Source organism: Waltera intestinalis (assembly GCF_009695995.1).
In the GTDB taxonomy this organism is placed as follows: domain Bacteria; phylum Bacillota; class Clostridia; order Lachnospirales; family Lachnospiraceae; genus Acetatifactor; species Acetatifactor intestinalis.
In genome coordinates this window covers 324,497-350,049 of sequence record NZ_VUMU01000001.1, presented here as the reverse complement: position 1 = coordinate 350,049, position 25,553 = coordinate 324,497, and the positions used below count along the sequence as shown (strand labels likewise).

The 25,553-nt window shown below is 47.4% G+C and carries 15 protein-coding genes and 2 tRNA genes; 4 read left to right on the top strand and 13 right to left on the bottom strand.

The features are described 5' to 3' along the window. Positions 1-28: 28 nt before the first annotated feature. The 5 genes from FYJ59_RS01650 to FYJ59_RS01630 all read right to left on the bottom strand — a co-directional run bounded on the left by FYJ59_RS01650 (position 29) and on the right by FYJ59_RS01630 (position 6,381). Entirely contained in the window at positions 29-1,441 is a 1,413-nt protein-coding gene (locus FYJ59_RS01650; RefSeq protein ID WP_154494991.1) for a rhamnogalacturonan acetylesterase, read from the bottom strand. After that, positions 1,442-2,494 carry a glycoside hydrolase family 88 protein gene (locus tag FYJ59_RS01645; protein WP_118692094.1) on the bottom strand — a complete coding sequence of 351 codons (1,053 nt, stop codon included), beginning with the start codon at positions 2,492-2,494 and terminating at the stop codon, positions 1,442-1,444. It lies immediately after the preceding gene. A 185-nt stretch (positions 2,495-2,679) separates the two neighbouring features. Further along, a complete protein-coding gene (locus tag FYJ59_RS01640) occupies positions 2,680-4,401 on the bottom strand; it encodes a type 2 periplasmic-binding domain-containing protein (protein WP_154494990.1) in 1,722 nt (573 codons plus the stop codon). 84 nt (positions 4,402-4,485) lie between these two features. After that, positions 4,486-5,415 (bottom strand): carbohydrate ABC transporter permease, encoded by a 930-nt coding sequence (locus tag FYJ59_RS01635; protein ID WP_154494989.1) that lies wholly within the window; start codon positions 5,413-5,415, stop codon positions 4,486-4,488. A gap of 12 nt (positions 5,416-5,427) precedes the next feature. After that, the gene (locus FYJ59_RS01630; protein ID WP_154494988.1) at positions 5,428-6,381 is read right to left on the bottom strand and encodes an ABC transporter permease; all 954 of its coding nucleotides are present in this window, start codon (positions 6,379-6,381) and stop codon (positions 5,428-5,430) included. Between the two features lie 427 nt (positions 6,382-6,808). Here FYJ59_RS01630 and FYJ59_RS01625 point away from each other — a divergent pair, with 427 nt between their 5' ends. Beyond that, positions 6,809-7,807, top strand: a complete 999-nt coding sequence (locus FYJ59_RS01625; RefSeq protein ID WP_154494987.1) for an AraC family transcriptional regulator — start codon at positions 6,809-6,811, stop codon at positions 7,805-7,807. A 30-nt stretch (positions 7,808-7,837) separates the two neighbouring features. On the opposite strand, the gene FYJ59_RS01620 is transcribed toward FYJ59_RS01625, so the two are convergent. The 4 genes from FYJ59_RS01620 to FYJ59_RS01605 form a co-directional block, all read right to left on the bottom strand. Next, positions 7,838-9,172 (bottom strand): MATE family efflux transporter, encoded by a 1,335-nt coding sequence (locus FYJ59_RS01620; RefSeq protein ID WP_154494986.1) that lies wholly within the window; start codon positions 9,170-9,172, stop codon positions 7,838-7,840. A gap of 61 nt (positions 9,173-9,233) precedes the next feature. Then, positions 9,234-11,264, bottom strand: coding sequence for a beta-galactosidase (locus FYJ59_RS01615; protein ID WP_154494985.1), 2,031 nt, complete (start codon positions 11,262-11,264; stop codon positions 9,234-9,236). A 55-nt stretch (positions 11,265-11,319) separates the two neighbouring features. After that, the gene (locus FYJ59_RS01610; protein WP_154494984.1) at positions 11,320-14,649 is read right to left on the bottom strand and encodes a DUF5107 domain-containing protein; all 3,330 of its coding nucleotides are present in this window, start codon (positions 14,647-14,649) and stop codon (positions 11,320-11,322) included. A 50-nt stretch (positions 14,650-14,699) separates the two neighbouring features. After that, positions 14,700-17,582: a glycoside hydrolase family 2 TIM barrel-domain containing protein gene (locus FYJ59_RS01605; RefSeq protein ID WP_205839423.1), complete on the bottom strand. Its 2,883-nt coding sequence runs from the start codon at positions 17,580-17,582 to the stop codon at positions 14,700-14,702. A gap of 208 nt (positions 17,583-17,790) precedes the next feature. Here FYJ59_RS01605 and FYJ59_RS01600 point away from each other — a divergent pair, with 208 nt between their 5' ends. Further along, positions 17,791-18,609 (top strand): AraC family transcriptional regulator, encoded by an 819-nt coding sequence (locus tag FYJ59_RS01600; protein ID WP_154494982.1) that lies wholly within the window; start codon positions 17,791-17,793, stop codon positions 18,607-18,609. A gap of 93 nt (positions 18,610-18,702) precedes the next feature. Here the strand turns inward: FYJ59_RS01600 and ppdK are convergent, their stop codons facing one another. The 3 genes from ppdK to FYJ59_RS01585 all read right to left on the bottom strand — a co-directional run bounded on the left by ppdK (position 18,703) and on the right by FYJ59_RS01585 (position 24,380). Continuing rightward, complete coding sequence (ppdK, locus tag FYJ59_RS01595; protein WP_154494981.1) at positions 18,703-21,327, bottom strand: pyruvate, phosphate dikinase; 2,625 nt, start codon at positions 21,325-21,327, stop codon at positions 18,703-18,705. A 341-nt stretch (positions 21,328-21,668) separates the two neighbouring features. Beyond that, positions 21,669-23,648 (bottom strand): oleate hydratase, encoded by a 1,980-nt coding sequence (locus FYJ59_RS01590; RefSeq protein ID WP_154494980.1) that lies wholly within the window; start codon positions 23,646-23,648, stop codon positions 21,669-21,671. A gap of 162 nt (positions 23,649-23,810) precedes the next feature. Next, the gene (locus tag FYJ59_RS01585) at positions 23,811-24,380 is read right to left on the bottom strand and encodes a TetR/AcrR family transcriptional regulator (RefSeq protein WP_154494979.1); all 570 of its coding nucleotides are present in this window, start codon (positions 24,378-24,380) and stop codon (positions 23,811-23,813) included. A gap of 199 nt (positions 24,381-24,579) precedes the next feature. Here FYJ59_RS01585 and FYJ59_RS01580 point away from each other — a divergent pair. Both FYJ59_RS01580 and FYJ59_RS01575 read left to right on the top strand, forming a co-directional pair. Next, positions 24,580-24,654 (top strand) — tRNA-Pro (locus FYJ59_RS01580). Between the two features lie 151 nt (positions 24,655-24,805). Continuing rightward, a tRNA-Pro gene (locus FYJ59_RS01575) sits at positions 24,806-24,880 on the top strand. A gap of 116 nt (positions 24,881-24,996) precedes the next feature. Here FYJ59_RS01575 and FYJ59_RS01570 read toward each other — a convergent pair. Next, positions 24,997-25,533, bottom strand: coding sequence for a BUD32 family EKC/KEOPS complex subunit (locus tag FYJ59_RS01570; protein WP_154494978.1), 537 nt, complete (start codon positions 25,531-25,533; stop codon positions 24,997-24,999). Positions 25,534-25,553 lie beyond the last annotated feature (20 nt).

Here is a 25,553-nt window from a genome sequence, read left to right as displayed (position 1 = left end):
TTCTTGCTTATTTTCTTATCTGATCCCATTACAGAAGCTCTTCCTTCAGGCACAGTCTTACCACACGTTCCAACTGCTCTGCCTCAGACAACAATACCTGATCTCCCGCAGGATCCGGAATGTCTTTGTAGATCTCCGGCTTCTTCGGCACTTTTATCTGCCCCACAGGTTCCCATGCGCCGAAGCCTTTCGTCACACACTCTGCCAGATATGCATAAGCTCTCTCAGAATATCCGGAGCATTTTTCACGAATCTCCTCCGCCACATAACCGGCCATTTTGTAAGCGCCGAAGTCATTGGTATGCGTATAATCTCCCGGGAAAAAGATGGGTTTTGCATCCTGTAATCCCTTTTCCAGAACGTATTCCTTACTGTGGGCATGGAGATCCAGCACGGGAATATTGTACTGTGCTCCCAGCTCCAGACACACATCTGCGAATTCCTCCAACAGATCCAGATAGGTCTGGTCCCGCAATCTCCAGGTATTTCTTGCAATGGGTGTTACCAGTACCGGATAGACACCCCTTGCCTGATTCTCTTTGATATAGCGGTGCAGATTCGCCTGATAGCCGTCCTTTGCCTGCAACTTTGGAAGCTTCTGGTCATTGTGACCGAACTGGTAAAATACATAATCGCCGGGTCTGCTGTACTGTTCGATCACCGCATAATGTCCCTCCTTGCGGAACGTATCTGTGGTCAATCCCGAATGAGAATGGTTCGACACGGGAAGTCTGGCATCCAGATATGCCGGAAGCATCTGTCCCCAGCCACAGTAACAGGTACCGGGATAATAGGGATAATCTCCGGGCTGATCCGTCACTGTGGAATCTCCTGCCAGATATACGGTGGGACAATTCATCTCTTCCACCGTAAGAGCACTGATTCTTGGTCTGTCTGCCAATACCGCAATGTCCACTGTCTTATCCGCAAAAATATGCGAATGCCCAACCGGTACAATATCGCAGACATTCACCGCCATGGTATAAGTGAACTCTCCTGCCTGTACGCAGCCGTGAAAAGCAAGACGTCTTCTGCCGGTAAAGATCAATACCTCTCCCATCTCCTCCTCGGAGCGGATAGTCAGAGTAACCCTATAATTGCCCTGTCTGGGTACATCCACTTTGAAGAGTAACGGGATCCGTCTTGGAGAACCCGGCATTTTTTCTCCTGCCTGTGCCTCCAGGGCTGCAACTTCTTCTGCGGAATCCAGATAGCAGCCATTCTCATCTTCTCTAAGGAAGGTCAGATTCTCGTTCTGATACCAGTACATCGGTTCAAAAGACGAATTCAGTTCCCGGATCTGCAGTCCTTCCTGTTCTCTTCTGTTTTTCTCTGTTACAAAGCCATAGCCTTTTCCGGGCTGATAGAGGTCGTCACTGCCCACATCGATCAGATTGGCAGTTCCTCCGTCCTTCCCGAACAGAAAATTTCTGCGAAACATTTATAACGCACCATCCTTCTCAATCTCGTCGGATACTAACAAAGTTGCAAAAAATGATAATGCCAGTCCCTGTCCCCAGCCCTGGATATACGCCTTGGGGATTCCTCGGTAGCCTTCCTTGTCTCTCATAACAGCGGTACCGCCGGAGACATTCATTACCTTACCGTCCTCACTGACGTTGGCAAGCAGCCCTTTGATTGCCTTATTGATGTATTTGCTATGTAAAGGATTACCTCTGGTCAGCATTGCTGCGGCAATTCCTGCGGATGCGGAGATCTCTTCATAAGACTCCGGATCATCCACCACAGTTCTCCACAGCCCGTTCTCTGTCTGGTATACCTTCAGTGCTGCCAGCTGCTCATTCAGAGAACCTGCCACATCAATATACTTGGGATACAGATAGCACTGGGGCAGGATGCCTCCTACCTGTGACATGGTAAATGCTGCCCAGGCATTAGCTCTTCCCCAATAGATACCGGACATATGGTCTCCTGCAATATTGTCATAGCCGTGATACCAGAGCCCACTGCTGGGGTTCTGTAAATATTTGATATGCCAGTAATACTGGTTCAGTGCATCATCAATTAACTCTTCATCGTGTTCCAATACCCCCACACGCAGCATCAGAAACGCCGCCATGAACAAGGTGTCGCACCAGCACTGCTCCGGGAAATCATTGTTGGCAGATACCGTATGCTGTAATACATGATCTCCAAAGCGCAGGGCATCTTTTCTCAGATAAGCGATCTTGCTCATGAGAATATCGTGATACTGCTGCTCTCCCGTTGCCCGGTATAAGGTGATCAGACAATGTCCCATAGCACAGGCATTTACGGTCCATACCTTGGGCAGTCCCAGATCGATCAGTTCGTCAATTCGATCCTTTAACAGTTCCAGATATTCCTTTTTCCCGGTCTTCTCATAAGCATCACTGATGCCGTAATATGCCACACCACAGGGCCAGTCCCAGGTGAGATCCATATTCATGGTCTTTTTCACAATTTTATCAATGACTTCCTCTATTTCTTTCTTATCATATTCCAGCTTTAACATAATTCCTCCGTTTCTGCCTTTTAGCGGTTTATATTCTTTTCCCACATCTGTTTTTATTGTAAAACAGGTCCTCGGAAAAAAACATAAAACATCTTCAACGATTCAAAATAATTGTATTTCTAATATAGCCCCCAAGCCATTCATGCCTGGGGGCCGTATGTACTTACTGTAATAATACTTTTTACTTACTGAAGTCTGGTGGTATTACCTGCATCCAGTGCAGCCTGTCTCTCATCGATAACTTCCTGGTAACCTGCCTCCAGGTACTTCTGGCTCAGTTCGTCATACAGAGCGTCGAACTGATCCTTAGGGCACATGGTCAGCTTATCACGATACTCGGTGTACAGATCATACAGAGTCTGATTGTACTCAGTTACTGCATCGATAGAAGTTGCGAACAGACAGTCGGAGTTAGCCTTGCCTGCTTCGTAGATAGCAACCTGTCCGTTATAGTTAGCCAGAATCTGGTCATAGAAGTCCTGAGGAATACCCTGAGGGGTGATTGCCTTGATGTCCTTCTCGATAGAACCAAGGGTCTTAACTGCGGTTACTGCACACCAGTAGTCTACGTTGTTGTTGTGTCCCTGCTGCTCAGCCAGACCGGTCTGATCTGATACTGCTACGGGATCGCCGTTGTCATCGTAGTTGAAGTTCACGCCTTCAATACCCCACTGCATGGTGAACAGATTCTCGGGCTGGTTCAGCCACTCAAGATACATCATAGCTGCTTTTACTTCATCCTCGGTAGCATCGTTAGCAAAGCCGATCATCATACCGAAGTTGGTTCCAGGTCTGTAAGAAGCGGATGATCCCCAGGTCTCATCCTGTGTCCATGTAGAAGGAGTAACTGCTACTGCCAGCTTGCCATCGGGGTTAGCATCATAGAAAGAGTTCAGCACATTCATGCTGGAAGATACATATCCGGTCCAGGTAAATGCTTCACCGTTGATGAAATCTGCCTCTGCCTCGGAAGCATCTCTTAAGTAGTACTCAGGATTGTAGTAACCATCGTTGTACAGCTCGTTCTCCCATTTTAAGAATCTCTTCTGAGCTTCGGTGGACAGTGAGGGAATCTGATAGTCACCGGTGGTTGCCCATGTAGTCTCATCCTGAGGATAATCTCTGTAACCGTAGTTCTGGTCGATACCTGCACCGCTTACTTTCTTACCGCTTAAGGGATACTTGTGACCATTTTCTACCAGTTTTTCATACAGCTCTAACAGCTTGGTGTTGTCGCCAACAGGATACTCAGAAAATCCTGCTTCCTCCAGCCAGTCCTGACGATAGAAAGTACACCAGGTATAAGTGGTATTGCCGTAAGGTCTGTAACCAAGTACCAGATAATCTTCATCAGAGAGCTTGGTGTAAGCGTCGTTGCCATGCTCTACCATGGTCTCCCAGTAGGTGGGAGCAATCTGCTTGAACTCTTCTACATCGTAGGTCTGCAGATAGCCGTCTGCCTGCCAGCTTGCCAGCTTATCATAGTCATATTCCATACAGATCGTAGGAAGGCTCTGGCTTGCTGCCAGCATAGCGTAATCGGTCATAACGTCGCTACGGGTAATTCCTACATATTCTACAGTGATATTGTACTTGTCACCGAAATTCTCCTGTACCCATTTGGTCCAGTAGTTGTTCTCTACGTCGGAGCATCCGTTTCCGGAAGAGCCACGATCATATACGGGAATCTGTAAAGTAACATTACTTGCGAAAGGCTCCCAGCCATCCATGCCTGCTACTGCTGCAGTTGCTGCATCTGTGCTTGTTGCTGTGCTTACCGCTGCGGTATCCTTTGTGGAAGCATCCGCACCTGCGTCAGTGCTCCCGCCGCATCCGGTCAGAGTCCCCATTGCCATAGCACCAACCAGTGCCGTTGCCATTACCTTGTGAAGAGTATTCTTCTTCATAAATCAATCCTCCTTATTTAAAATACATAGTTTTATGTGTACCCCTGCTTTCGGGGAAAACTAACATGGTTGCTTTTGTTTCTCTTAACCCTTTACCGCTCCGATCATGGTACCCTGTACGAAATACTTCTGCAGGAACGGGTAGATGATAATGATAGGAATTGTTACGAACATGATGCTGGCTGCCTGTAACACTTCGGGAGTGGACTGAATCGCACTACCGGTATCTGCCAGGGAGGAAGTCTGCGCTTCTGCTGCGGATGCCACCAGCTGATATAGCTTGTACTGGATCAGCTTCAAGTTCGCGTTCTTGGTGTAGTACATATTGTCTGCATAGGAGTTCCAACGGCCTACAGCGTAGAACAGAGACAATGTTGCCAGGATCGGTTTGGACAACGGTAATACAATCCTGCTCAAGATCTGGAAGTTACTTGCACCATCCAGGAAAGCAGATTCCTCTAAGCTGTCAGGAATCGTGCTTTGGAAGTAGTTCTTCATGATCAGCATGTTATACGGGGAATAGATCAGAGGTAAGATCAATACCCACATGGTATCCAGCACATGCAGCTTCTGATATAGCAGGTAGCTGGGGATGATGCCGGCACTGAAGTACATCGGTACCATCAACAGGAAGGTCAGTAGCTTTTTACCCTTTAATCTCTTCTTGGAGAGAGGGTAAGCGGCACAGGTACATACCAGCATTCCCAAAGCCGTGAAGATCACGGTAACGATCACCGAGAAGATCATGGAATAGGTCATGGAGCTGTCTGCAAACACCTTCTTATAAGCATCGAAGGTGATATCCTTGGGCCAGAAGTAAACGCTCTTGGACATTACTGCGGTATTGCCGGAAATGGATTTCACTGCTACATGCAGGAAAGGTAATACGCAGCTGGCGCAGAGGATAACGATCACTGCCATCATGACAAAATCACTGATGCGGAATTTGTTGACCGCATGAGCTCCGCCTGTGGAGGCAGATTCTTCGTTGATATTTACTTCTTTTTTCTTCATCGCTCTCACCTCCTACAGTAATCCGTCTTCGCCAAGCTTCTTGGCAAATTTATCAGATAACAGAACCAGGATCAGTCCGATCAGTGACTGGAACAGACCAACCGCGGTCGCCGCACTGAATTTTCCAGCTCCAATACCTTTATTGTATATGTAGACAGCCAGCTGATACTGGAAGTCCTTGACCTGCGAATTTTCTAACGCCGTCAGTCGCTCTAAGTTACTTCCCATGACACGTCCGAGGTTTAGGATCAGTAGTGTTACTACTGTGCTCTTGATACCGGGAAGTGTGATGTGCCACATTCTCTTCCAACGGTTTGCACCGTCGATCATGGCTGCTTCGTACAGTTCTCCGTTGATACCGGTGATCGCTGCCAGGTAGAGGATGGTGCCCCATCCCATTGTCTGCCATACACCAATCAGCAGATAAGTGATTGCCCAGTGCCATTTCTCATTCAGGAACGGAATTCCTTCGGAGATCACTCCCATGTTGGTTAACAGGATATTCACCAGACCGGAGTTGGGGCGGAACATTGTCATCGCTACGCTTCCGATGATTGCCCAGGAGAGGAAGTGCGGCAGATACAGGATCGTCTGGGATACCTTTTTGAATCTGGGATATCTTAATTCATTCAGGATCAGTGCCAGAATGATCGGCATCGGGAAACCAACTAACAGGTCTGCCAGATTGAACACTACGGAGTTGCGGAGTGCTCTCATGAAGTCGGCATCCTTGAATATTTTAATGAATGTCTTCATTCCCACCCATTCACTGCCTGCATATCCCTTCGCCGGTTTGTAATCCATGAAGGCCATCCGCAGTCCCGGGTAAGCACCGTAGCTGAATACAATTACCATGATCAGTGGAAACAATAACAACAGATACAACTGCCAGTCTCTTTTAAAAGCTTGTTTCCAAGTGGTTTTCGTTTTGATACCCGCCACATTGGCTGCATTCTTCTTTGCCATATCGAACCTCCTCAAGTGCCAGTTATATTTCCTCGTCATTTTGTACACTTTCTATAACCTTGTAAGCATATTATCATACATGTTGTCACATTTTTCTAATCAAACGCTATAAAAAACTATGCAAAAACAACCATTATAAATCATGTTCGTTTTTCGTTAGTTTTATTATTTCGTTTATTTTTGTAATTTATAACGTATATTCTTTGAAAAAGAACCGTTTTTTTCAATATTTTTAACTATTTTTAGCCACATTTTCGGAAACGGTTCCAAAAGTGCACTTATTATTTATACAATATAATGGTTGATTTTGTCCAGTTTAATTGTTATATATAATGTATAGGTATTATTTCCATGGCAGTAAGTCGTTTTTTCACAGTGTCATACAGGATGCACAATGGATTTATGCAAGATTCACAGGAGGTTGAAAATGGCGAAAACCAAGCGAGTGGTTACAGAATACAGAAGCTACTATCTGCCCATGCAGTTCCCCGTACTGCTTCTGTCCGGTGATTATTGGAAGATCTCGGATATTCCCAGCGGAAGTCTTCACTTCCATAATTGTCTGGAGATCGGACTCTGTCATTCCGACAGCGGCACGTTAGAGATCAACGCTGAGAAGCAGTCCTTCCATGCCGGTGATGTCACCATCCTGCCCCGTAACGTCCCCCACACCACTTACAGCACTCCCGGTACCAGGAGTCACTGGTCTTATCTGTTTCTGGATCCGAGGGAGCTGTTCCGCAATCTCCTTCCCGCTTCCTGGAAAAATTATGATCTGTCCACAGACGGCTTCCCGGGATTCCGCTATATTTTCAGCAAAGAGGATTTCCCCCATATCAACTATCTGGTGTCCTATATCATTCATGAGCTGGAGGAGCAGAATCCCTGCTACCAGATCAGTGCCAGAAGTCTGTTGTGTTCCCTCTATATCGAGCTGTACCGGATTGAAAGCCTTGGCGGTGTCAACCCCGGCACTGCGAAACCGGGCTCTCCCGAGATCTTAGCCCTACAGGACCGCAAAAAAGAGGGTGAGATCGCCGAAAACTCTCTGGTGATCTCACCCGCTCTGGAATATATTGAGAAAAATTATATGCAACAGTTTACCATCGAATATCTGGCAGAGCTGTGTCATTGGAGTCCCACCCATTTCCGCCGGGTCTTCCACGATATCATGGGCACCTCCCCGTTGGACTATGTGAACAATACCCGGATTCTGAAATCCTGTATCCTGTTACGAAGCACGGAGCATTCCATTCTCGACATCTCCGAAATGGTGGGCTTCCATTCTGTGTCCAGCTTTAACCGCTACTTCGCCAAGCTGATGCAGATGTCTCCCAGAGAATACCGCAAGCAGATGCAGCAGAGCGAGAAAAAAGCGGAAAACCAGTCCATTCTGGAATTCGCCGGATGGATGCGTCCGGAATAACTGCATTCTGTATTCCGGTAGCTCCGGCCATTAAGCCAGGCGTTTGTGTTTCCATTTGCCGGAGTAATACCGGATCACGGGAATGATGCACCCGCAGCTCCAGGACAGAGGTGTGGCGATCCAGATTCCCGTCACGCCTAAGATTCCGGACAACAGATACGCGAACACGATTCTGCCGGTCAGTTCCGTTAAGCCTGCTACCATGCAGGTATTCACATCTCCGGCGCCACGTATCACATTCTGATAGCTCTGCATCACGCCGGCGATCACATAGGCCACGCCGATGATCGTCAGATACGTGCAGCCGATGCCGATAGCTTCTCCCGATTCGTTTGCATCCAAAAACAGCAGCATTAACTGCATCCGGAAAATAAGTACCATGGAGGCAATAAAAATACTTGCTCCCACCATGACACCCAACGTCTTATAGAGAGCTTCCCGGATCCTGTCATACTGATTTTTCGCAATATTCTGCCCGGTAAATACCGAAAGTGCCGTTCCGATAGAGACGATGACCTGAATCGCCACACTGTCCACACGATTTGCCGCCACGTAAGCTGCCATGGTGGATGAGCCAAAGGAATTTACCAGTCTCTGTACGCTCATGCCGCCTAAAGCGATCATGCAGGACTGAAACGCCGCCGGAAATCCGGTCTTTACCACCAGCTGGATATAACCGGCTTCCGGCTTCCACTTCATCAGGGATAATCCGATCTTTTCTCTCACTTTCCACACTTTCGCAAAACAGATCACCGCCGAAGTGCACTGCGCCAGAATCGTCGCATAAGCGGCTCCCGACACTCCCATCTTACACACAATAATGAAAAATAAGTCAAAGGCAATATTCACCACAGAGGAAGCGATCACTGCCCGCAGCGGAGTCTTGGAATCTCCCACACTGTTTAAAATCGCCGCACAGCCATTGTAGATCACGCTGCCAAACACAAAGGTGTAGATGACATGCAGGTACTCTGCGGAATAGCTGATGACATTCTCCGGCACGCTTAAAAGCCGAAGGAAAAATTCCGCACCGAAGATTCCGATGAGTGACATGATGCAGGTCAGCATCCCTGCCACCCAGACAAGTGCCGTCACAGTCTTCGCCAGTCTCTCTTTATTGCCACAGCCAAAGCACTGCGCCACCACCAGTCCGGCACCGTTGCACATGCCGCTGACCAACGCCAGCAGAAAATAGGTCAGCGTTCCTGTGCTTCCCACGCCTGCCAGTGCACTCTCTCCCAAAAATCTTCCCACGATCACTGTGTCTGCCACATTATATATTTGCTGGAATATGTTGCCGATCAACATCGGTATGGCAAACCCAATGATCAGTTTTAATGGTTTACCCTGTGTCATATCTTTCATGTATGTGTCCTCTTTTTTATCCTTCTGTTTCCAAAGTAAGTCCTGTCAGACCGAGTTCCGGTCAACTCAACTGCAGCAGTCTCGCCCCTGCCAGACGGTTCTCCCGCTTCGGAGGCAGATCGTAATAGACATCCATTTTGAACGAATCCAGTTCCAGGGTCAGATGTGTCGGGCAGTCGTAACGCTTCAGAGCCACACGCCATAGTTCACCATTGGAGAACCAGTCGTCAATCAGTTTTCCGTCCTGATACAAGCGTGCGCAGTCCCCGCCGAAATCCAGTTCCAGCCAGACATCACCTGACAGTGCATCCGCCGGGTGATACTCATATTCCAAGGTTAATTCATAGACGTTCGGTTCTGTTTGACCATATACGTTCCAGATACTTTCCACTGCCTGTCTGCCATCCGTGATCCGCACCTTACCGGCTTCCGCAAAGTGCAGATCCGGCAGCAGACTCACCTTGCCCTTTTCATCTGCCCCTTCCTGCACATAACAAAAATGCTCCGCATCGTGTATGGTAAGGATTCTTACCGCTTTCGCATGATCTTTGCCATCACTCCACTCGAAATAAATATCCTCCGGCTTCTCATCCGCATAGAAATAATAAGTTCCGCCGAAGCATCCCAGATAAGAGGCATTGGTTTTTCGAAGTCTTAACTGCTCTCCCCGTATCACCACCGGCAGATTGTAAGGCAGCACCAGAATCGCATCCGTCCGCACATGGATCCGGTCGAAAATAATCTGTCTCTGTGTTCCTTCAACATCTGTCACCGTAAACTGTAATGGCTTTTCCGGTGTGATCTGTTTCTCCGTCATTTTCCGTTTTCTCTGGTGATTATTGATAAATAAGAACCCGCAATCCGCCGTTTTATTATAGCGGAATGCTGCCCGCAATGTCTCCATATCTTCTGCACCCATGGGCTCGGGAATATTATCCGGCAGATACACTTTCGCCGGTGCCAGCAGTTCTTCTGTATTTTTGATAAAAATATGGTGTTTGCGCAGTCGATAATAACTTTCTGACGGCAGACCGTTTTCCCGCAGGCACGTCTGAAAATCATAGCTTTTCACAGGAAGATCATTGGCATAGCCGGTTGCCTTCGACTCCTGCAGGGTGGTATATTGTCCGTCGGGGTTCACGCCGCCGTGGTACATATAATACCCGATCAGATTTGCCCCTGCTCCCAACATGCAGATTGTTTGTGCCTCGATATCCTCCGGGTAAGGGTAGGTGCGTCTGTGCGCCGTCACCTGCAGTCCCCCACCCAGTTCCGCCGTCAGGTATGGGAATTTTGACGTATCAAAGGTAAAACCACTCTGTCCTTCGGCGAAATCCGATGCAATATTTGCATCGTCGTGAAAAGGCTGAAACAGGAAATTCTCGCTTGCCGCAAGTTCGTGGGTATGATTCGCCCACGGAGCATCCACATACCCGCCAAGCACCGGCAGGAAGCTTTCCGGTACATAAGCGCCTCCCCATCCGGTCGCTGAAAAATAGGGAGCGGTCAGTCCCTTTTTCTCCGCCATAGCTCTGAGTGTGCGCATATGCGCCATGCCCTCTTCCCTGTCGGAAGGGCCACCGGCATGCCCGTACTCATTCTCGATCTGAATGCCGATGACGGGACCATCGTCCTTATGCATATACCCATCCGCCTGCTCGGCAATCTTGGTAAAAAAGAGGTCCACATACTTGAGATACTGCGGATCATCTGTTCTAAGAGACAGTTTGCCCCGCTTTTCTTTCTCCACCAGCCAGTCTGGGAAACCGCCGTTCCTGCACTCTCCGTGTGCCCACGGACCGATACGCAGCCATACTTTCATCCCGGTTTCCTGACAGCAGCTCAAAAACGCCTTCAGATTCCTTCTACCGGAGAAATCCCACTCACCTTCCGCTTCCTCATGGTGGATCCAAAACACGTACGTAGCAACGATGTCTACACCGCCCTGTTGCATATTCTTAATTGCTGTTTTCCATTCCCCTTCCGGATAGCGGGAGAAATGGAATTCTCCCATGATGGGCAGGATCGGTCTGTCGTTGCAGGTTAAGTATTGGTTATTATAGCTATATACTTCTTTTTCCATGTTTTTCATTTTGTATTCCTTTCCTCAAAAGCCTTCCTATTCAAGTCTTTCTTTTCAAGCTTTTTTACAGATCATGTACCCGGATTCCCTGATGAGCATTGTCCATAGCAAGTAGTTCTTCCGCACACTTTTCCGCTTCGTCTGTCTGTCCCAGTCCTTTAAGTCCCAGGCTCATCATGAACAGACAATGCTTTCGGTTCCGCTCGTCCAGGTTCTCCTCAAAGATCAGCAGATCCGGCAGGGATACCGCAAAATAATCTATTTTTACATTCTCCTCTATATGCTCTCTGCCATACTCCACCAGCTTTCTAAATCTGCGAACCGCCTGTTCTTCGTTTCCAAGCTTTCTGTACGCCAGACCCTGATAATAGATCATCTCAGGGGGCTGATCATTGTAATACATCATGCCCACCGGCTCCGACTCTCCGTGACAGGCTTTCGTAAGACTTGCGAAAGCTTCCTCTGTCTCTCCCAGCTTTTCCTGCACCAGTCCCAGCAGATAATACAGATTATTCTCCTGTGCAGACTCCAATTTCCCTTCTCCCAGGTTATGAGGATATTCCCCGGCTGCCCGCAGAAGAAGTTCCTTTGCCTCAGCATAATCCTGTTTTGCTGCAGCCGCTTTTGCCAGCTGATACAGGGCGGTCAGGTACTGGGCTGCCACTTTGCCTTCGCCGCCTTCCCACTGATGGAACTTCCTTGCTTTGATCAGATCGAGAGCCTTCGCAGGTTCTCCCAGAGTGTTTAAAAGTGTCACATACTCCAGATACAGATCATCCCTGCTTTCCACCAGGTCAAAATGTCTTTCCATATCACTCCATCGTTCCTTCATGGGAACATTCAGACGCTTTTTCAGCTGATCCAGTTCCAGATACACTCTGGCATCCGTCTCATCCAGTGCAAAAGCTTTCTCCATTTCCTCGTACGCTCTCTGCGGCTGCTTTTTCACATTGTAATATGCCAGTGCCAGATTCCTGTGTACCGTCGGGAAATCCGGGTACCTAAGCGCAGCTTCTTCATAATCCGCTATGGCTTCGCCGTACGCTCTCCTGTCATAGAGCAGGCAGCCCAGATAATAGTAAACCATATCCAGATAATAATCATCTGCCAGACTCTTTAATACGATATAATCTTCCGTTCTGTGAGGGAAACAGCCGTCCGCTACCGCATTTTCTCCCAGTGTCACATACGCTGTCATGTAATGATTTGTCTGTTTCGTATTTTCTTTCCTATGCAGGTTCTGGTATCCGTAAGCAATATAATAATATACCAGCGGATAAATATCCTCTTGCCGTGATACGTTCTGTTGTTCCACCCATTTTTTTGCAAGGGCGATTCCCTGTGCGTAGTTTCCTGCCTCATAGAGATCGATCATCAGCTCCAGCAGGGTGTTATGGTTGATCTTCTCCGGCTGTCTGTCATAGAGCGGATCGATCTTCAGGCTCTCCTTATGTAATTCTTCCGCTTCCAGCACTCTGCCCATTTTTCTTAAAATATTTTCCTTCAATGCCCGGGCTTTCATGCACTGGTACTGTCTGAGAATAGATTCGTTTACATGCTCCAGAGCCTCTGCAAATCTTCCCGCTTTCGCATCCAGGCAGGCAAGTTCATAGAATCCGGGAGCCTGGAAACTGTCGCCCCAGATGGCTTTGTAAAAAGCATCGTAAGCTTCTTTTTCTTTCCCCTGATATTTCAGAGAAAGTCCCAGATTATAGTATGGCTCATAATCGTAAGGGTTCGGATTGGAACGAATAGCCTTCTCCACTGCCTTCCGAAAATACTTTTCCGCCCCGGCAAAATCACACTTTTTAAGCAGACATCTTCCATAGGCATTGTTCAGGCGGATATCAGTGGGATCCCTGCGTAATCCTTCCAGATAATAGTTCTCTGGATGATAAGTGGCATGCCGGTATTGTTCCACATGCAGACCGTAGAGGAACAGATCCTCCGTGGTTTCACAGTCTTCAGGAAGTGGTGCTGCCTTCGCCGGTTCCGGCACTTCTGCTTCAATTTTTTTCGGAAAATGGTAAGAGACCAGTTCTCTCCCATCTGCGGCACAAACACATACCCGTAGGCCGCAGAGTACCTCTGTGCCATTCTGCTCTCCCTCTGTATATGCCGGTATCTGTTGCAATTTTTCACGGTCAATCTTCACTTCATAAGTTTTCTCCGGTGACAGATCTGAGGTTTCCTCATACAGTACCTTTTCCTGTCTTCCGTTTTCTCCCGGCAATGTCAGCAGTATCCGTGCTCCTTTTTGCACGGACGTTGTATAGGCCGATACCGTAAGCTGTCCCTCTGCCTCATCATATTCCGCATTCACCGCCGCATCGATGGTGGCATTTTTCACATACCCGATATTTTTATAGGGCATAAAATACTGTTTGAAATTCTTGGTCTCCTGAGGCCAGATCCATGTAAAATCCGGCTGATTATCCGTAAAACAGCCTGTCATCAGTTCGATATACGGACCATCCTCGTCGGTCAGTGCAAGGTCCCATGCTTTGCCGAATTCTCCGCATCCCCAGGTCCACTGCTTTTTCCCGGGAGCAATATGATGATCCGCCACGTGCAGAAGTCCTGCCTGTTTTCCGTAATCATATTCCCCGATAAAATTATAATCCGAACGGTATGCCATATAGGAGGTGGGCACCGGAATATTTTTATACTGCGCGATATTCACATGATCGTATTTGTGCTTATAGTAGGTTCCCTCCGCATAGGGGAAACTGATAACATCCCGCTTGCCGTGGTCATATACCGCCGTCACATCCTCCGGAAATACGGAGATGGTGTCATCATTTACCGCTACTGCAGGGTTCGCCCACCACAGGAAGGTCTGGGGCATTTTCGTGCGGTTATACAGCTTTGCCGACAATTCGATATATGCCTTATCCGGATACAAAGTCACGCCCAGCACGCCCTCTGTCCGGAACATATTCTCGATCTCTCCCATCCAGACTGTCGCACTTCCGTCCTCATTTTCCGCATAGGTATATTCCACCGGATCAAAGGTACTGGGTCTGTGATGCTGCGGCCAGTTGAACTCAATACCTCCGGAGATCCAGGGTCCCGCCAGTCCCACTAACGCCGGTTTGATGACATGATTGTAATAGATAAAATCGTAGCCATTTGTCTTGTCATAAGCTCTCTGGATCCTGCCTCCCAGCTCCGGCAGCATCATTACTTTCAGATAATCGTTCTCCAGAAAAAGTGCTGTATACTCCTTATCCACTTTCTCATCACTGATCTTTTCGATTACCATGTGTGGATAGATCCTTCCCGAGCTTCCCTGATAGACACGTTTCTCCAAAAACATCGGATTCTTATCCGGTTTTCCTGCTTCGTATGTGGGAATGATCACTTTTTCTTCCCAGACCTGAACCTTATTCATGGTTTCCTCCTTTTATCTACGAACAGCTTCTTTGGGCCGCCCGTATATTTTTAACCTCTCACCAGTGTGCTTAACTCCTCTTCCGTCAATTCCTCCGCCGGTTCAAAACTCTCTCCCGACAGATATGTATAAATTGCCGCCTGCAGTGCCCTCGCCTCCGGATACCGCTGACTCTTATGCAATTCCATGGTGGATAGCAATACTTTTCCCTTCAGGCATCGAAACTCTATCAGTTGTGCCATGGGACGTAAAAAAGCATAGCTGTCCATCTCCGTAATGATCATCTTCATGGGATGCGGCAGAATCACCGCCCGCTTCGTTGCCATGATCCACCATTGCCAGTCCGTGTGAAAATCCGTGGGGAATTCCTTAAAAATCGGATGTTCCGTATCTATGAGCTGCCCCATACCGCCCTCCTGATCCGCGAAAGTTCCCACCGACCAGAAATCTGTCGTAAACTGTGTTTTTATGGAATACGGCAGGCTCTCTTCGTCCGCGTCCGGAGACAGATAGACTCTTCCGCCGTTTTGAAGCACCTCTTTTGTCCGCTCATCAAAAATTCTGGCTTCATATACATTTTCCGGGCAGACCGGGGTTGTCTTCTGATATACCCACACCGGATAGAAGCCGGTGCTGTTGCCGATACTCACCGCAAGGGTGAGTGCTGTATTCTTTGACGTCACATCCAGTGGAATATCCAGAATCCCTATCGTAGTATAGCTGCCCGGAGGACAGCTTTTGGTCTCTGTATCTGCTCCGGCTGCTACCACCGTATTTTCGCATTTTACCGTTGCTTCCTGTTTACTGTTTCCGCCCTCAGATGCACATTTTCTTTCTGTAAGTGTCCAGTGCAATACTCCTGTGATATTTTTCCTGCCGAAATTCGCCACTTCCACTTCCGCGGTCAGCCGTTCTCCTGCCTCATAGGTATAACGTGGGAGTTTCACCAGAATCCTGCACTCTCTGAAAAACTCACGGAATCGTTCCGGTCTGGCAAAATCGTACGGCTTCGGTTCCAAATGGGAATTCATCATGCCCACCAGTGCCGTCCCCTGTCCCGGGAAGTCCTGCAATCCCAGAAGTGAAATCCCGGAAAGTTCTCTCGTCCGCATGGCTGCTTCAATTTCCTCCCGGTATGCCAGTCTGGACAGTTCGCCGGTGGCTTCCACATATTTTTTCCATACGGGTAAAAGTCCCCGTTCCTCAACCCGCTTCCGGATCAGTTTCAGATTCACCGGATCCGATATTCCATGAAAGCTTTCCAGCTCCTCAAAATCCGGCAACACTTCGAACTGCCCCACTTCAAAACTGAATACCGGCTTCTGATACTCTTTTCGTATCTCTGTCATTGCCTCATCATAGGTTCGATCTGCGGAGGGATAGTTTTCATTGAGATACCCCCGCATACCGGAGAAAGTTCCCCGGATCACCGCATCCTTACAGCTTTGGGAAGTATAGAAATCGTTCTCCGGGTCACAACCTTCTTCGCCATAGAACGCATTGGATCCGTCCGCATACAGTCTGGTATGATCCAGTCTTTTCGCTATTCTGACCAGTTCCCGCATCCGCTCTCTGCCCTCGCCCTGAGTCTGCAATTCATTGCCCAGCGTCAGCATTACAAAAGAGGGATGATTGGCATAGGTTTTCAATATTGCTGTGAGCTCTGCCCGGTAATACCGGTAACTTTCCTCCGTTCCAAAGGCATTCTTCGGATCCCAATGAGACAGCTCCGGCTGCAGCAGCATTCCCAGCTCATCCGCTGCCGCAAAAGCTGCTTCCGGCTCACAGTGGGAATGGAATCTTACACAGTTTATTCCATAACTGCGATATTTTAATAACATCTCTTTCCATTCCGGAATCGTCATGGGTGGATGTCCGGTCTCCGGATATTCTGCGCAGTTCGCCTCACCCCGCAGGAAAATTGTCCTGCCATTCAGCGCCAGCCTGCCACTGCCGTTATCGCCAAAGGAGCGGATGCCGAAACGGATCCGGCACTCAGCATCGCTACCAACTTCATCTTCTGTCGACATACCGCTATCCAGGATTGCAACCATCTCATAGAGATTGCCTTCGGCTTCGTCCCACAGCTTCACATTCTCCCGCAGGGGCAGATCGCGGAACCAGATTTCCACTATTTCCGGATTCTCCTGTTTATCTGCTTCGGCTTCCGCTAATTTCTCCCCGGAGCAGCTGAAAATTTCCGTCAACATCTGTGTGTTTTCTAACTTTCCTGCTACCAGAGTCTCTGACTGCAATACGATTTTCGCATCTTTATATATTTCCTTTGCGCCCGGTGCCAGCTCCACACAGACATCTATCACATAGCTATCTGCTTTATTTTTCTCTTCCTTTTTTACCGCTCTCGGATATACTCGGAGACTGTCTATAAAATTCTGCGGTCGGGTATACATGCTGCATTCGCCAAGTATCCCATTCCAGTTCGTCTGTGTCTCATCTGTTGCCGCGGAAGAATAGCAGATAGCAGTTTTTGGCATTCCCGGGTAGCTGTTATCCGAAAGAAACGTAAATTCATGTTCTCCCGGTGTCACTCCGGTCAGTTCAAAAATGTAAGGTGTACTCAGCGTTCCCTGCCGAAAGATGCAGCTTTCTGCTCCATCCACAAACAATCGCAGCGCACGCGCCCGTTCCACTCGTACGAACAGCCGCTCCATGCCATATTCCGTTATTTTTATCCTGCGGCTGATCCGCGCTTTTCCTTCATAGGTATGCCGCCTGGTAAATCTTGTAGCGATCGGTGCATCTATGTCTATCTCTCCCGCAGCATTTCCCAGCGCAGCGTCTGGGTGCCACTGATTGGCTCCCACATCTCGATGTCCGATCCCGTTCTCATCCAATGTTCCCGGCAGATCCATCTGTCCCGTGGTTCCGTCCTCCAGTTCCACGTGCCAGCTTCCATCCAACAATATTTTCATATATGACTCCATCCCACAAGCGCTTTTCGGTACAGAAAAATTCCATAGTAAATCCACAGTAATTTTTCTGATATTTTTCTTCTTCATTACGGAATCATTATATAGCTTACTTTTAGTGTTTTAAATTCATTATCATGAACTATTCTTTATATTTATTGCATTATCCTGAACTTTTTTGATATAATATGTGTGAAGGAGTGAATCAGAAATGACAGATAGAAGAACTTTTTTATATGAAGATTTTGAAATATCCTATGAAGATACAAAAAAAGGGTGGTCCATGCCCTATTCGCATCACCACACCAACTATGAAATCTATATTCTGCTCTCCGGAGAGCGTCTGGTTACCATCGGCGATATCACCTACCGGGTAGAAACCGGCATGGCAAGCCTGTTTGAGAGCAATATCTCTCACCGAAGTGTCGGTGACACGGATTATACCGGGATCTGCATTCATTTTTCAAAAGCCTACCTGGAAAAATACTTTTTACCCGTCGTAATATCTTCCTATCTGACTTGTTTCAAGTCACCGATCATTTTCATACCTGAGGATTACAGACAAAAGCTCCTCGACTGGAACGCAGCTTCCTGCTGCAAATCTCCCACTGCCTACCTGTTATTGGCACAGATTCTTACAGATCTCAACGATTTTCGGCATCAGCATCCGTTAGATAATGAGATTCCCGTCAGTGAAAATAAAGCCTCCGGTTTTCAGCGGATCATTCATTATATTACCACCAACTACACCACGATTCAGACCGTCCGGGATATCGCCGAATCCTGTGGAGTCTCCGAGAGCTATGTCCACCGGGCTGTCCGGCAGACGGAATCTCTCACCGTAAAAGAATATATTAATAAGCTTCGCCTCCGTCACGCCATACACCAGATGGAACAGGGCGGCAATTCCCTCTCTGTCATCAGCAAGACCTGCGGTTTCCAGAGCGTGTCCTATTTTTACCGGGTTTTCAAAAAATACTACGGTATGACACCCACACAATATTTTTCCAAAAAAGAACCCCATTACTGATATTTCTATCAGTAATGAGGTTCTCGTCATATTCTCATATACCCCAATTTATTGCTTGTGTAATACCCTCTCAGATCGTCTTTCCGACTTTCCTTACTTATCAGCAATAGCAGCCTGTGCAGCAGCCAGTCTTGCGATAGGTACACGGAAAGGTGAGCAGGATACATAATCCAGACCGATCTTGTGGCAGAACTCTACGGAAGAAGGATCTCCGCCGTGCTCACCACAGATACCAACGTGCAGCTTAGGATTTACAGGCTTACCAAGCTTGATAGCCATCTCCATCAGCTTGCCGACACCGGTCTGATCCAGCTTAGCGAACGGATCATTCTCGAAGATCTTGGTGTCATAGTAAGCGTTCAGGAACTTACCTGCATCATCACGGGAGAAGCCGAAGGTCATCTGGGTCAGGTCGTTGGTACCGAAGCAGAAGAAATCAGCTTCCTTAGCGATCTCATCGGCAGTCAGAGCTGCTCTGGGGATCTCGATCATGGTACCTACTTCGTACTTCATATCTACACCGGCAGCTGCGATCTCAGCATCAGCGGTCTCGACAACTACCTTCTTAACGAACTTAAGCTCTTTCACTTCACATACCAGAGGAATCATGATCTCGGGCTCTACATTCCAGTCGGGATGTGCCTTCTTAACCTCGATTGCCGCACGGATAACAGCCTTGGTCTGCATCTTGGCAATTTCAGGATAAGTAACAGCCAGACGGCATCCTCTGTGACCCATCATAGGGTTGAACTCATGCAGGGAAGCGATGATGGTCTTGATGGTCTCTACGCTCTTGCCCTGTGCCTTAGCCAGCTTCTCAATGTCAGCTTCCTCGGTAGGAACGAACTCATGCAGAGGCGGATCCAGGAAACGAATGGTAACAGGGTTACCCTCCAGAGCCTCATACAGCTGCTTGAAGTCGTTCTGCTGATAAGGCAGGATCTTCTCCAGTGCTGCTTCTCTCTCCTCTACAGTATCGGAACAGATCATCTCACGGAATGCTGCGATTCTGTCCTCTTCGAAGAACATATGCTCAGTACGGCACAGACCGATTCCTTCAGCGCCCAGCTCACGAGCCTTCTTAGCATCTGCGGGAGTATCTGCATTGGTACGAACTTTTAACTTACGATATTTGTCAGCCCAAGCCATTACACGGCCGAACTCACCTGCGATGGTAGCGTCAACAGTCTTGATCTCGCCATCATAGATGTTGCCGGTAGTACCATCGATAGACAGCCAGTCACCTTCATGGAAGGTCTTGCCAGCCAAAGTGAACTGCTTGTTCTCCTCATCCATAGCGATGTCGCCACAACCGGATACACAGCAGGTACCCATACCACGAGCAACTACTGCTGCGTGAGAGGTCATACCACCACGAACGGTCAGGATACCCTGGGAAACCTTCATACCGGTGATATCTTCGGGAGAGGTCTCCAGACGTACCAGAACAACTCTCTCTCCTCTTGCATGCCATTCTTCTGCATCTTCTGCGGTGAATACGATCTTACCACATGCAGCTCCGGGAGAAGCACCAAGGCCCTTGCCGATAGGAGTTGCAGCCTTCAGAGCAGCGGTGTCGAACTGAGGATGTAACAGAGTATCCAGGTTACGAGGATCGATCATTGCAACTGCCTCTTCCTCGGTTCTCATGCCCTCATCTACCAGATCACAAGCGATCTTCAGAGCTGCCTGAGCGGTTCTCTTACCGTTTCTGGTCTGTAACATGTACAGCTTACCATGCTCAACGGTGAACTCCATATCCTGCATATCTCTGTAGTGATCTTCCAGAGTCTTACATACTTCCTGGAACTGAGCAAATGCCTCAGGGAATTTGTCAGCCATCTCAGCGATCTTCATAGGTGTACGAACACCTGCTACTACGTCCTCGCCCTGTGCGTTGGTCAGGAACTCACCGAACAGTCCCTTAGCGCCGGTAGCCGGATCTCTGGTAAATGCAACACCGGTACCACAGTCATCACCCATGTTACCGAATGCCATAGACTGAACGTTAACAGCAGTACCCCAGGAATAAGGGATATCGTTGTCACGACGATAAACGTTTGCACGAGGGTTGTCCCAGGAACGGAATACAGCCTTGATAGCGCCCATCAGCTGTTCCTTGGGATCATCAGGGAAGTCTACACCGATCTTAGCCTTGTACTCAGCCTTGAACTGACCAGCCAGTTCCTTCAGATCGTCAGCGGTAAGCTCAACGTCCTGCTTAACACCCTTCTTCTCTTTCATTGCATCGATCAGCTGCTCGAAGTACTTCTTACCTACTTCCATAACAACGTCGGAATACATCTGGATAAATCTTCTATAGCAGTCCCAAGCCCAACGGGGGTTGCCGGACTTCTCAGCGATTACGTTAACAACGGTCTCATTCAGACCAAGGTTCAGAATGGTATCCATCATACCGGGCATAGATGCTCTCGCGCCGGAACGAACGGATACTAACAGAGGATTCTCGTGGTCGCCGAACTTTTTGCCGGTGATCTCTTCCATCTTAGTAATGTACTCGTTGATCTGACTCTGGATCTCTTCATTGATCTCGCGTCCATCTTCATAATACTGTGTACATGCCTCTGTTGTAATGGTGAAGCCCTGAGGAACCGGCAGACCAATGTTGGTCATCTCAGCCAGGTTCGCACCCTTACCACCAAGCAGTTCGCGCATGTTTGCATTACCTTCGGTAAACAAATATACCCATTTCTTCATACTTCTTTGTCTCCCTTTTTATAATATTTTTGACAAAACTTTGTAACCCAAACCACTACCGGAGCATTTCGGCTTCGGTTTTTAGTACTTTGATATTGTAACAATCTGCCAAAGGAATATCAAGACGAAATTGATAATTTTTTGACAGAGTACCGATTTTCGTGCACAATGTCGAAAACATGCATAACTTTTTTGTTTGTTTTGTATAGTACTTTAGTATTATGTAAACGCTTACATTTGTTCAACTTTCTTTATATGATTTTTAAAAAAGCTTTTTGCATAAAAAACTCCCACCGGATTTTTCCGATGGGAGTCTTCGCACTTTTATTCCATATACAATTCTAATCCAGCATGCCGTCTTTGATCACATTGTGGTCACGCAGCAGTTTTTCCACTACAGTGCCTTTCACTACGCGAAGCAGCGGCTTCTTCAGTGCATTTAAAGGTCCGGGCAGTTCGATCTCCAGAGGAGACATACCGTCCATCAGCTTCACGCTGCTGTCCAGAAGCTCTCTGATATCATAGACACTGCCCCATACCTCAGGCACACCTCTGTCTACACCCAGCAGTCCGTAGACAGCCTCCATAGCGGTTCTCACGGAATACTCTGTGGTGAATACGGTGTCCCTCGGGGTCTCTGCGAACTGACCTAAGAAAGCGAAGTTCACGCAGCCATCGGGGATGACATTGGGACGGTCACCCTTGGTTCTGGGCATGAAGAATGCGGTAATGTAAGGCATCATGGTAGGAACGCAGACTGCGCTGTGCTCTGCCAGATCCTCAATATCTTCTACGGGCACACCTAAGTGATACAGCCACTCTTCGGTGATCTCCTTACCGGTACAATCCTTCATGGGTTTCTTAATATAATCGCCGGGTACGTCGGTAAACAGACCGTATACCCATACACATACCTGATTCTTGTCCTGCTCCTTGAACTGTCCCTGACGGTTGATGGTCCAGCTCATGAGCCACTTGGAATCCTGGCAGCTTACGATACCACCGGTTACGACTTTACCGGTTCTGGGATCACGCTTACAGATATTGGTGATATAAGGAATGATCTTGTCATCCAGTGTAGTCACAGTAGCGGATTCCCAATTGGTCTTGGAAACATCGGAACAGAACTTCTCGGGATGTCCGAAGGAAGGATCCTGTTTTGCGATATTTTTCCACAGGCTCCATACACCGCTGGTACGAACCTCTGCGTCACCGTTGGGTGCATGGTTCTGGTCGCCGTAGATGGTGCCCTCGGTACAGCTTCCGTTGGTAACGAATACCAGGTCGTTCTCGGTGAGAACAATGCCCTTCTCTACACCTTTTACTTTGCACTCGATAGCCTTTGCTACCTTTTTACCGTCATTGATATCAAAAATAACATTTGTCACTTCGGTGTTGAACTGGAAGTCCACACCTGCTGCCTCCAGATACTTCTTCATGGGAAGGATCAGAGACTCGTACTGGTTGTACTTGGTGAACTTCAGGGCACTGAAGTCAGGCAGTCCGGAAATATGATGGATAAATCTCTGGAAGTAAAGCTTCATTTCCAGTGCGCTGTGCCAGTTCTCGAAAGCGAACATGGTTCTCCAATATAACCAGAAGGTGGAGTTAAATACTTCATCATCGAAAACATCTTCAATGGTCTTGTCATACAGATCCTCGTCCTTTGTCATGAACAGCTTCATGATCTCCATGCAACCCTTCTGGCTTAAATTGAATTTACCATCGGTATGGGCATCCTGTCCACAATCTTTCGTTGCACGGCACAGAGAGTAGTTGGGATCTTCCTTGTTCAGCCAGTAATACTCATCCAGCACGCTGGCTCCGGGTACTTCCAGAGAGGGAATGCTGCGGAATAGATCCCACAGACATTCGAAATGGTTCTCCATCTCACGTCCGCCACGCATGACGTAGCCTCTGGTAGGATCATAGATACCATCACAGGCACCGCCTGCGATATCCATTGCCTCTAAGATATGGATGTGGGAACCGGGCATCTGTCCGTCACGTACCAGGAAGCATGCTGCTGCTAAAGATGCCAGTCCGCTGCCTACGATGTAAGCGTTCTTCTCGTCCACTCCAGCAGGCTTCTTAGGTCTTGCGAAGGCCTCGTAGTTACCATTGGAATAATAGATGCCTTTGCTGTTCTTGTCGTATCTTCCAAGCTCAGTGTTTCGATAATCTTTCTTGGCTGCCTTGACGGCTGCCTTTCTCTCCTCTTTCTTCACCTCTGCCTTATGTCCTTTGGTTACTGCTGCCACTGCGCCTGCACCTACGGCCAGTGCTGCCAGGCCCAGTCCAATATTATTCTTTTTTGCCATAATGATTACCACCTTTCTTTGATGACTCTCAAATGTTTTTCTGTTTACAAATAGTATCCTACTTCTTTTTTATAAGAAAACCAATTTACAAAAGAGGGCAAATGATAAAGTTTTTATCATCCTGCCCTTTTTGTAAAGTACTTATACTATTTCAGTACTATTTCAGAATTTCTTTTCCGTGTGCTCAAAATTCTCGATGGAGCGGCTGATATTTCCGTAAAGAGTGATTGCCAGCTCTTCAACGATCTTATGATAATCGTCCTTCATTCCCCGATCGATCCAGTCTAACATCACACCCACAAAACCGTATTTGTAAAATCCGGCAATGAATTCCTTGTGCTCCTCCGCTATCTGCATGCCGGTGCATTTTTCCTCCACCACGTCCGCAATGAGCTGGTAGGTCAACTTGTTTAAGTAGCTTTCGATCTTCTGACGATCCACGCAGCGGTAGACATTCATAATGAAAGGTTTGTTCTCCTGCACTGCCTCGAAAATCTGACAGAAGCCTTCCTGCCAGTTCTCGTAGGTCTTCTTCCCCTGCAGTGCCTTCGTGCCGTCTTCCACACAAACCCACTCTACCAGATCGTAAATATCTTTGAAATGATAATAGAAAGCCATGCGGCTGATACCGCAGTCCTCTGCAAGTTCGTTAATGGTGATCTTATCCAGAGACTTCGTGAGAAGTTCTTTTTTCAAAGCTGCTTCCAGTGCCAGTTTCGTTGTATTGGTCATAGCCTGTCCTCCACTGTTTTTATGTATTAGCTTCACAGGATATTATTCGCTAAGGTTGTCGTTCGTCAATCATGTAAACATGTTGATTTCCTTATACTCATTATATTGTACGACAATAGACTCAAAATGGGCAAATTAACTTTTTATAAAAAAACTCTTGCTTTTTGTAAAATTCCATGGTATCATCTTACTTGCGTTTCGGGGTGTGGCTCAGCTTGGTTAGAGCGCCGTCTTAGGGAGGCGGAGGTCGCGAGTTCGAATCCCGCCACTCCGATTCATGTATAGGCGTCAAAATCTTTTTACGAGGTTTTGACGTTTTTTGTTTTGTATTTTATTTGCTGCTTTGGAAAATTGTAGAAAAAATTTGAAAAATTTAAAAAATGGCTTGCTTTTTATAAAATTCTATGCTATGATAGTCTTCGTTACGGGGTGTGGCTCAGCTTGGTTAGAGCGCCGTCTTAGGGAGGCGGAGGTCGCGAGTTCGAATCCCGCCACTCCGATTCATTAAAAAAGTCCTTGATTTTCAAGGACTTTTTTTGTGTTACGTTTCATGTTGCAATCCGGTATTCACTTTTTGTAACGCTTCCGGCATAGCTTCTTTACATGGAAAGACATGTCATGAATGTTCTTTCACATACTGCAAAAATTCCGGTGTCTTTGACCAGTATTTTACACCCCAGTTTTCAAAATTCCATTCTTCCATGTAATCATTGCACTCGAAATCCACATAATATATTTCTTCGTTATGTACAACAAAATTCGTTGGAAAATAATCAATATTCGTATTGGCAGCATATAACAGTGCACACATTCTATGCAATTGCTCGATATAGTCAGTTTTCATCTTGTCTTCTAAAACCAACTGATAGATCGTGTCACCGTCAATAAACTCCTTTAAAATGCGTTCATTTTTCACATCTGTTTCAAGCATGACTGGCATTTTTATTCCGATTTCTTTTAATTTCCTGTAATCCCTGATTTCTGCCTCAAGCTTGTTTCCGAACTGATAATAATCACAAGGTTCATGATGTATCTGCTTCAAAACATACCTGTTATTTCCAGACTCTGCCAAGTAAGAATATCCACCTTTCCCCTTTCCCAGCAATTTAATTATTGTATAGCTTTTCCCATTTACGGTCATTTCTTTATTCATGTGTTTTCTCCTCTGTTCTA

What these genes read in the sequence shown, in the direction of transcription:
- ppdK (WP_154494981.1), bottom strand. Translation starts at nt 21,327, where the DNA reads ATGAAGAAATGGGTATATTTGTTTACCGAAGGTAATGCAAACATGCGC.
- FYJ59_RS01590 (WP_154494980.1), bottom strand. Translation starts at nt 23,648, where the DNA reads ATGGCAAAAAAGAATAATATTGGACTGGGCCTGGCAGCACTGGCCGTA.
- FYJ59_RS01630 (WP_154494988.1), bottom strand. Translation starts at nt 6,381, where the DNA reads ATGGCAAAGAAGAATGCAGCCAATGTGGCGGGTATCAAAACGAAAACC.
- FYJ59_RS01605 (WP_205839423.1), bottom strand. Translation starts at nt 17,582, where the DNA reads ATGAAAATATTGTTGGATGGAAGCTGGCACGTGGAACTGGAGGACGGA.
- FYJ59_RS01615 (WP_154494985.1), bottom strand. Translation starts at nt 11,264, where the DNA reads ATGAAAAACATGGAAAAAGAAGTATATAGCTATAATAACCAATACTTA.
- FYJ59_RS01600 (WP_154494982.1), top strand. Translation starts at nt 17,791, where the DNA reads ATGACAGATAGAAGAACTTTTTTATATGAAGATTTTGAAATATCCTAT.
- FYJ59_RS01620 (WP_154494986.1), bottom strand. Translation starts at nt 9,172, where the DNA reads ATGAAAGATATGACACAGGGTAAACCATTAAAACTGATCATTGGGTTT.
- FYJ59_RS01570 (WP_154494978.1), bottom strand. Translation starts at nt 25,533, where the DNA reads ATGAATAAAGAAATGACCGTAAATGGGAAAAGCTATACAATAATTAAA.
- FYJ59_RS01650 (WP_154494991.1), bottom strand. Translation starts at nt 1,441, where the DNA reads ATGTTTCGCAGAAATTTTCTGTTCGGGAAGGACGGAGGAACTGCCAAT.
- FYJ59_RS01585 (WP_154494979.1), bottom strand. Translation starts at nt 24,380, where the DNA reads ATGACCAATACAACGAAACTGGCACTGGAAGCAGCTTTGAAAAAAGAA.
- FYJ59_RS01640 (WP_154494990.1), bottom strand. Translation starts at nt 4,401, where the DNA reads ATGAAGAAGAATACTCTTCACAAGGTAATGGCAACGGCACTGGTTGGT.
- FYJ59_RS01635 (WP_154494989.1), bottom strand. Translation starts at nt 5,415, where the DNA reads ATGAAGAAAAAAGAAGTAAATATCAACGAAGAATCTGCCTCCACAGGC.
- FYJ59_RS01645 (WP_118692094.1), bottom strand. Translation starts at nt 2,494, where the DNA reads ATGTTAAAGCTGGAATATGATAAGAAAGAAATAGAGGAAGTCATTGAT.
- FYJ59_RS01610 (WP_154494984.1), bottom strand. Translation starts at nt 14,649, where the DNA reads ATGAATAAGGTTCAGGTCTGGGAAGAAAAAGTGATCATTCCCACATAC.
- FYJ59_RS01625 (WP_154494987.1), top strand. Translation starts at nt 6,809, where the DNA reads ATGGCGAAAACCAAGCGAGTGGTTACAGAATACAGAAGCTACTATCTG.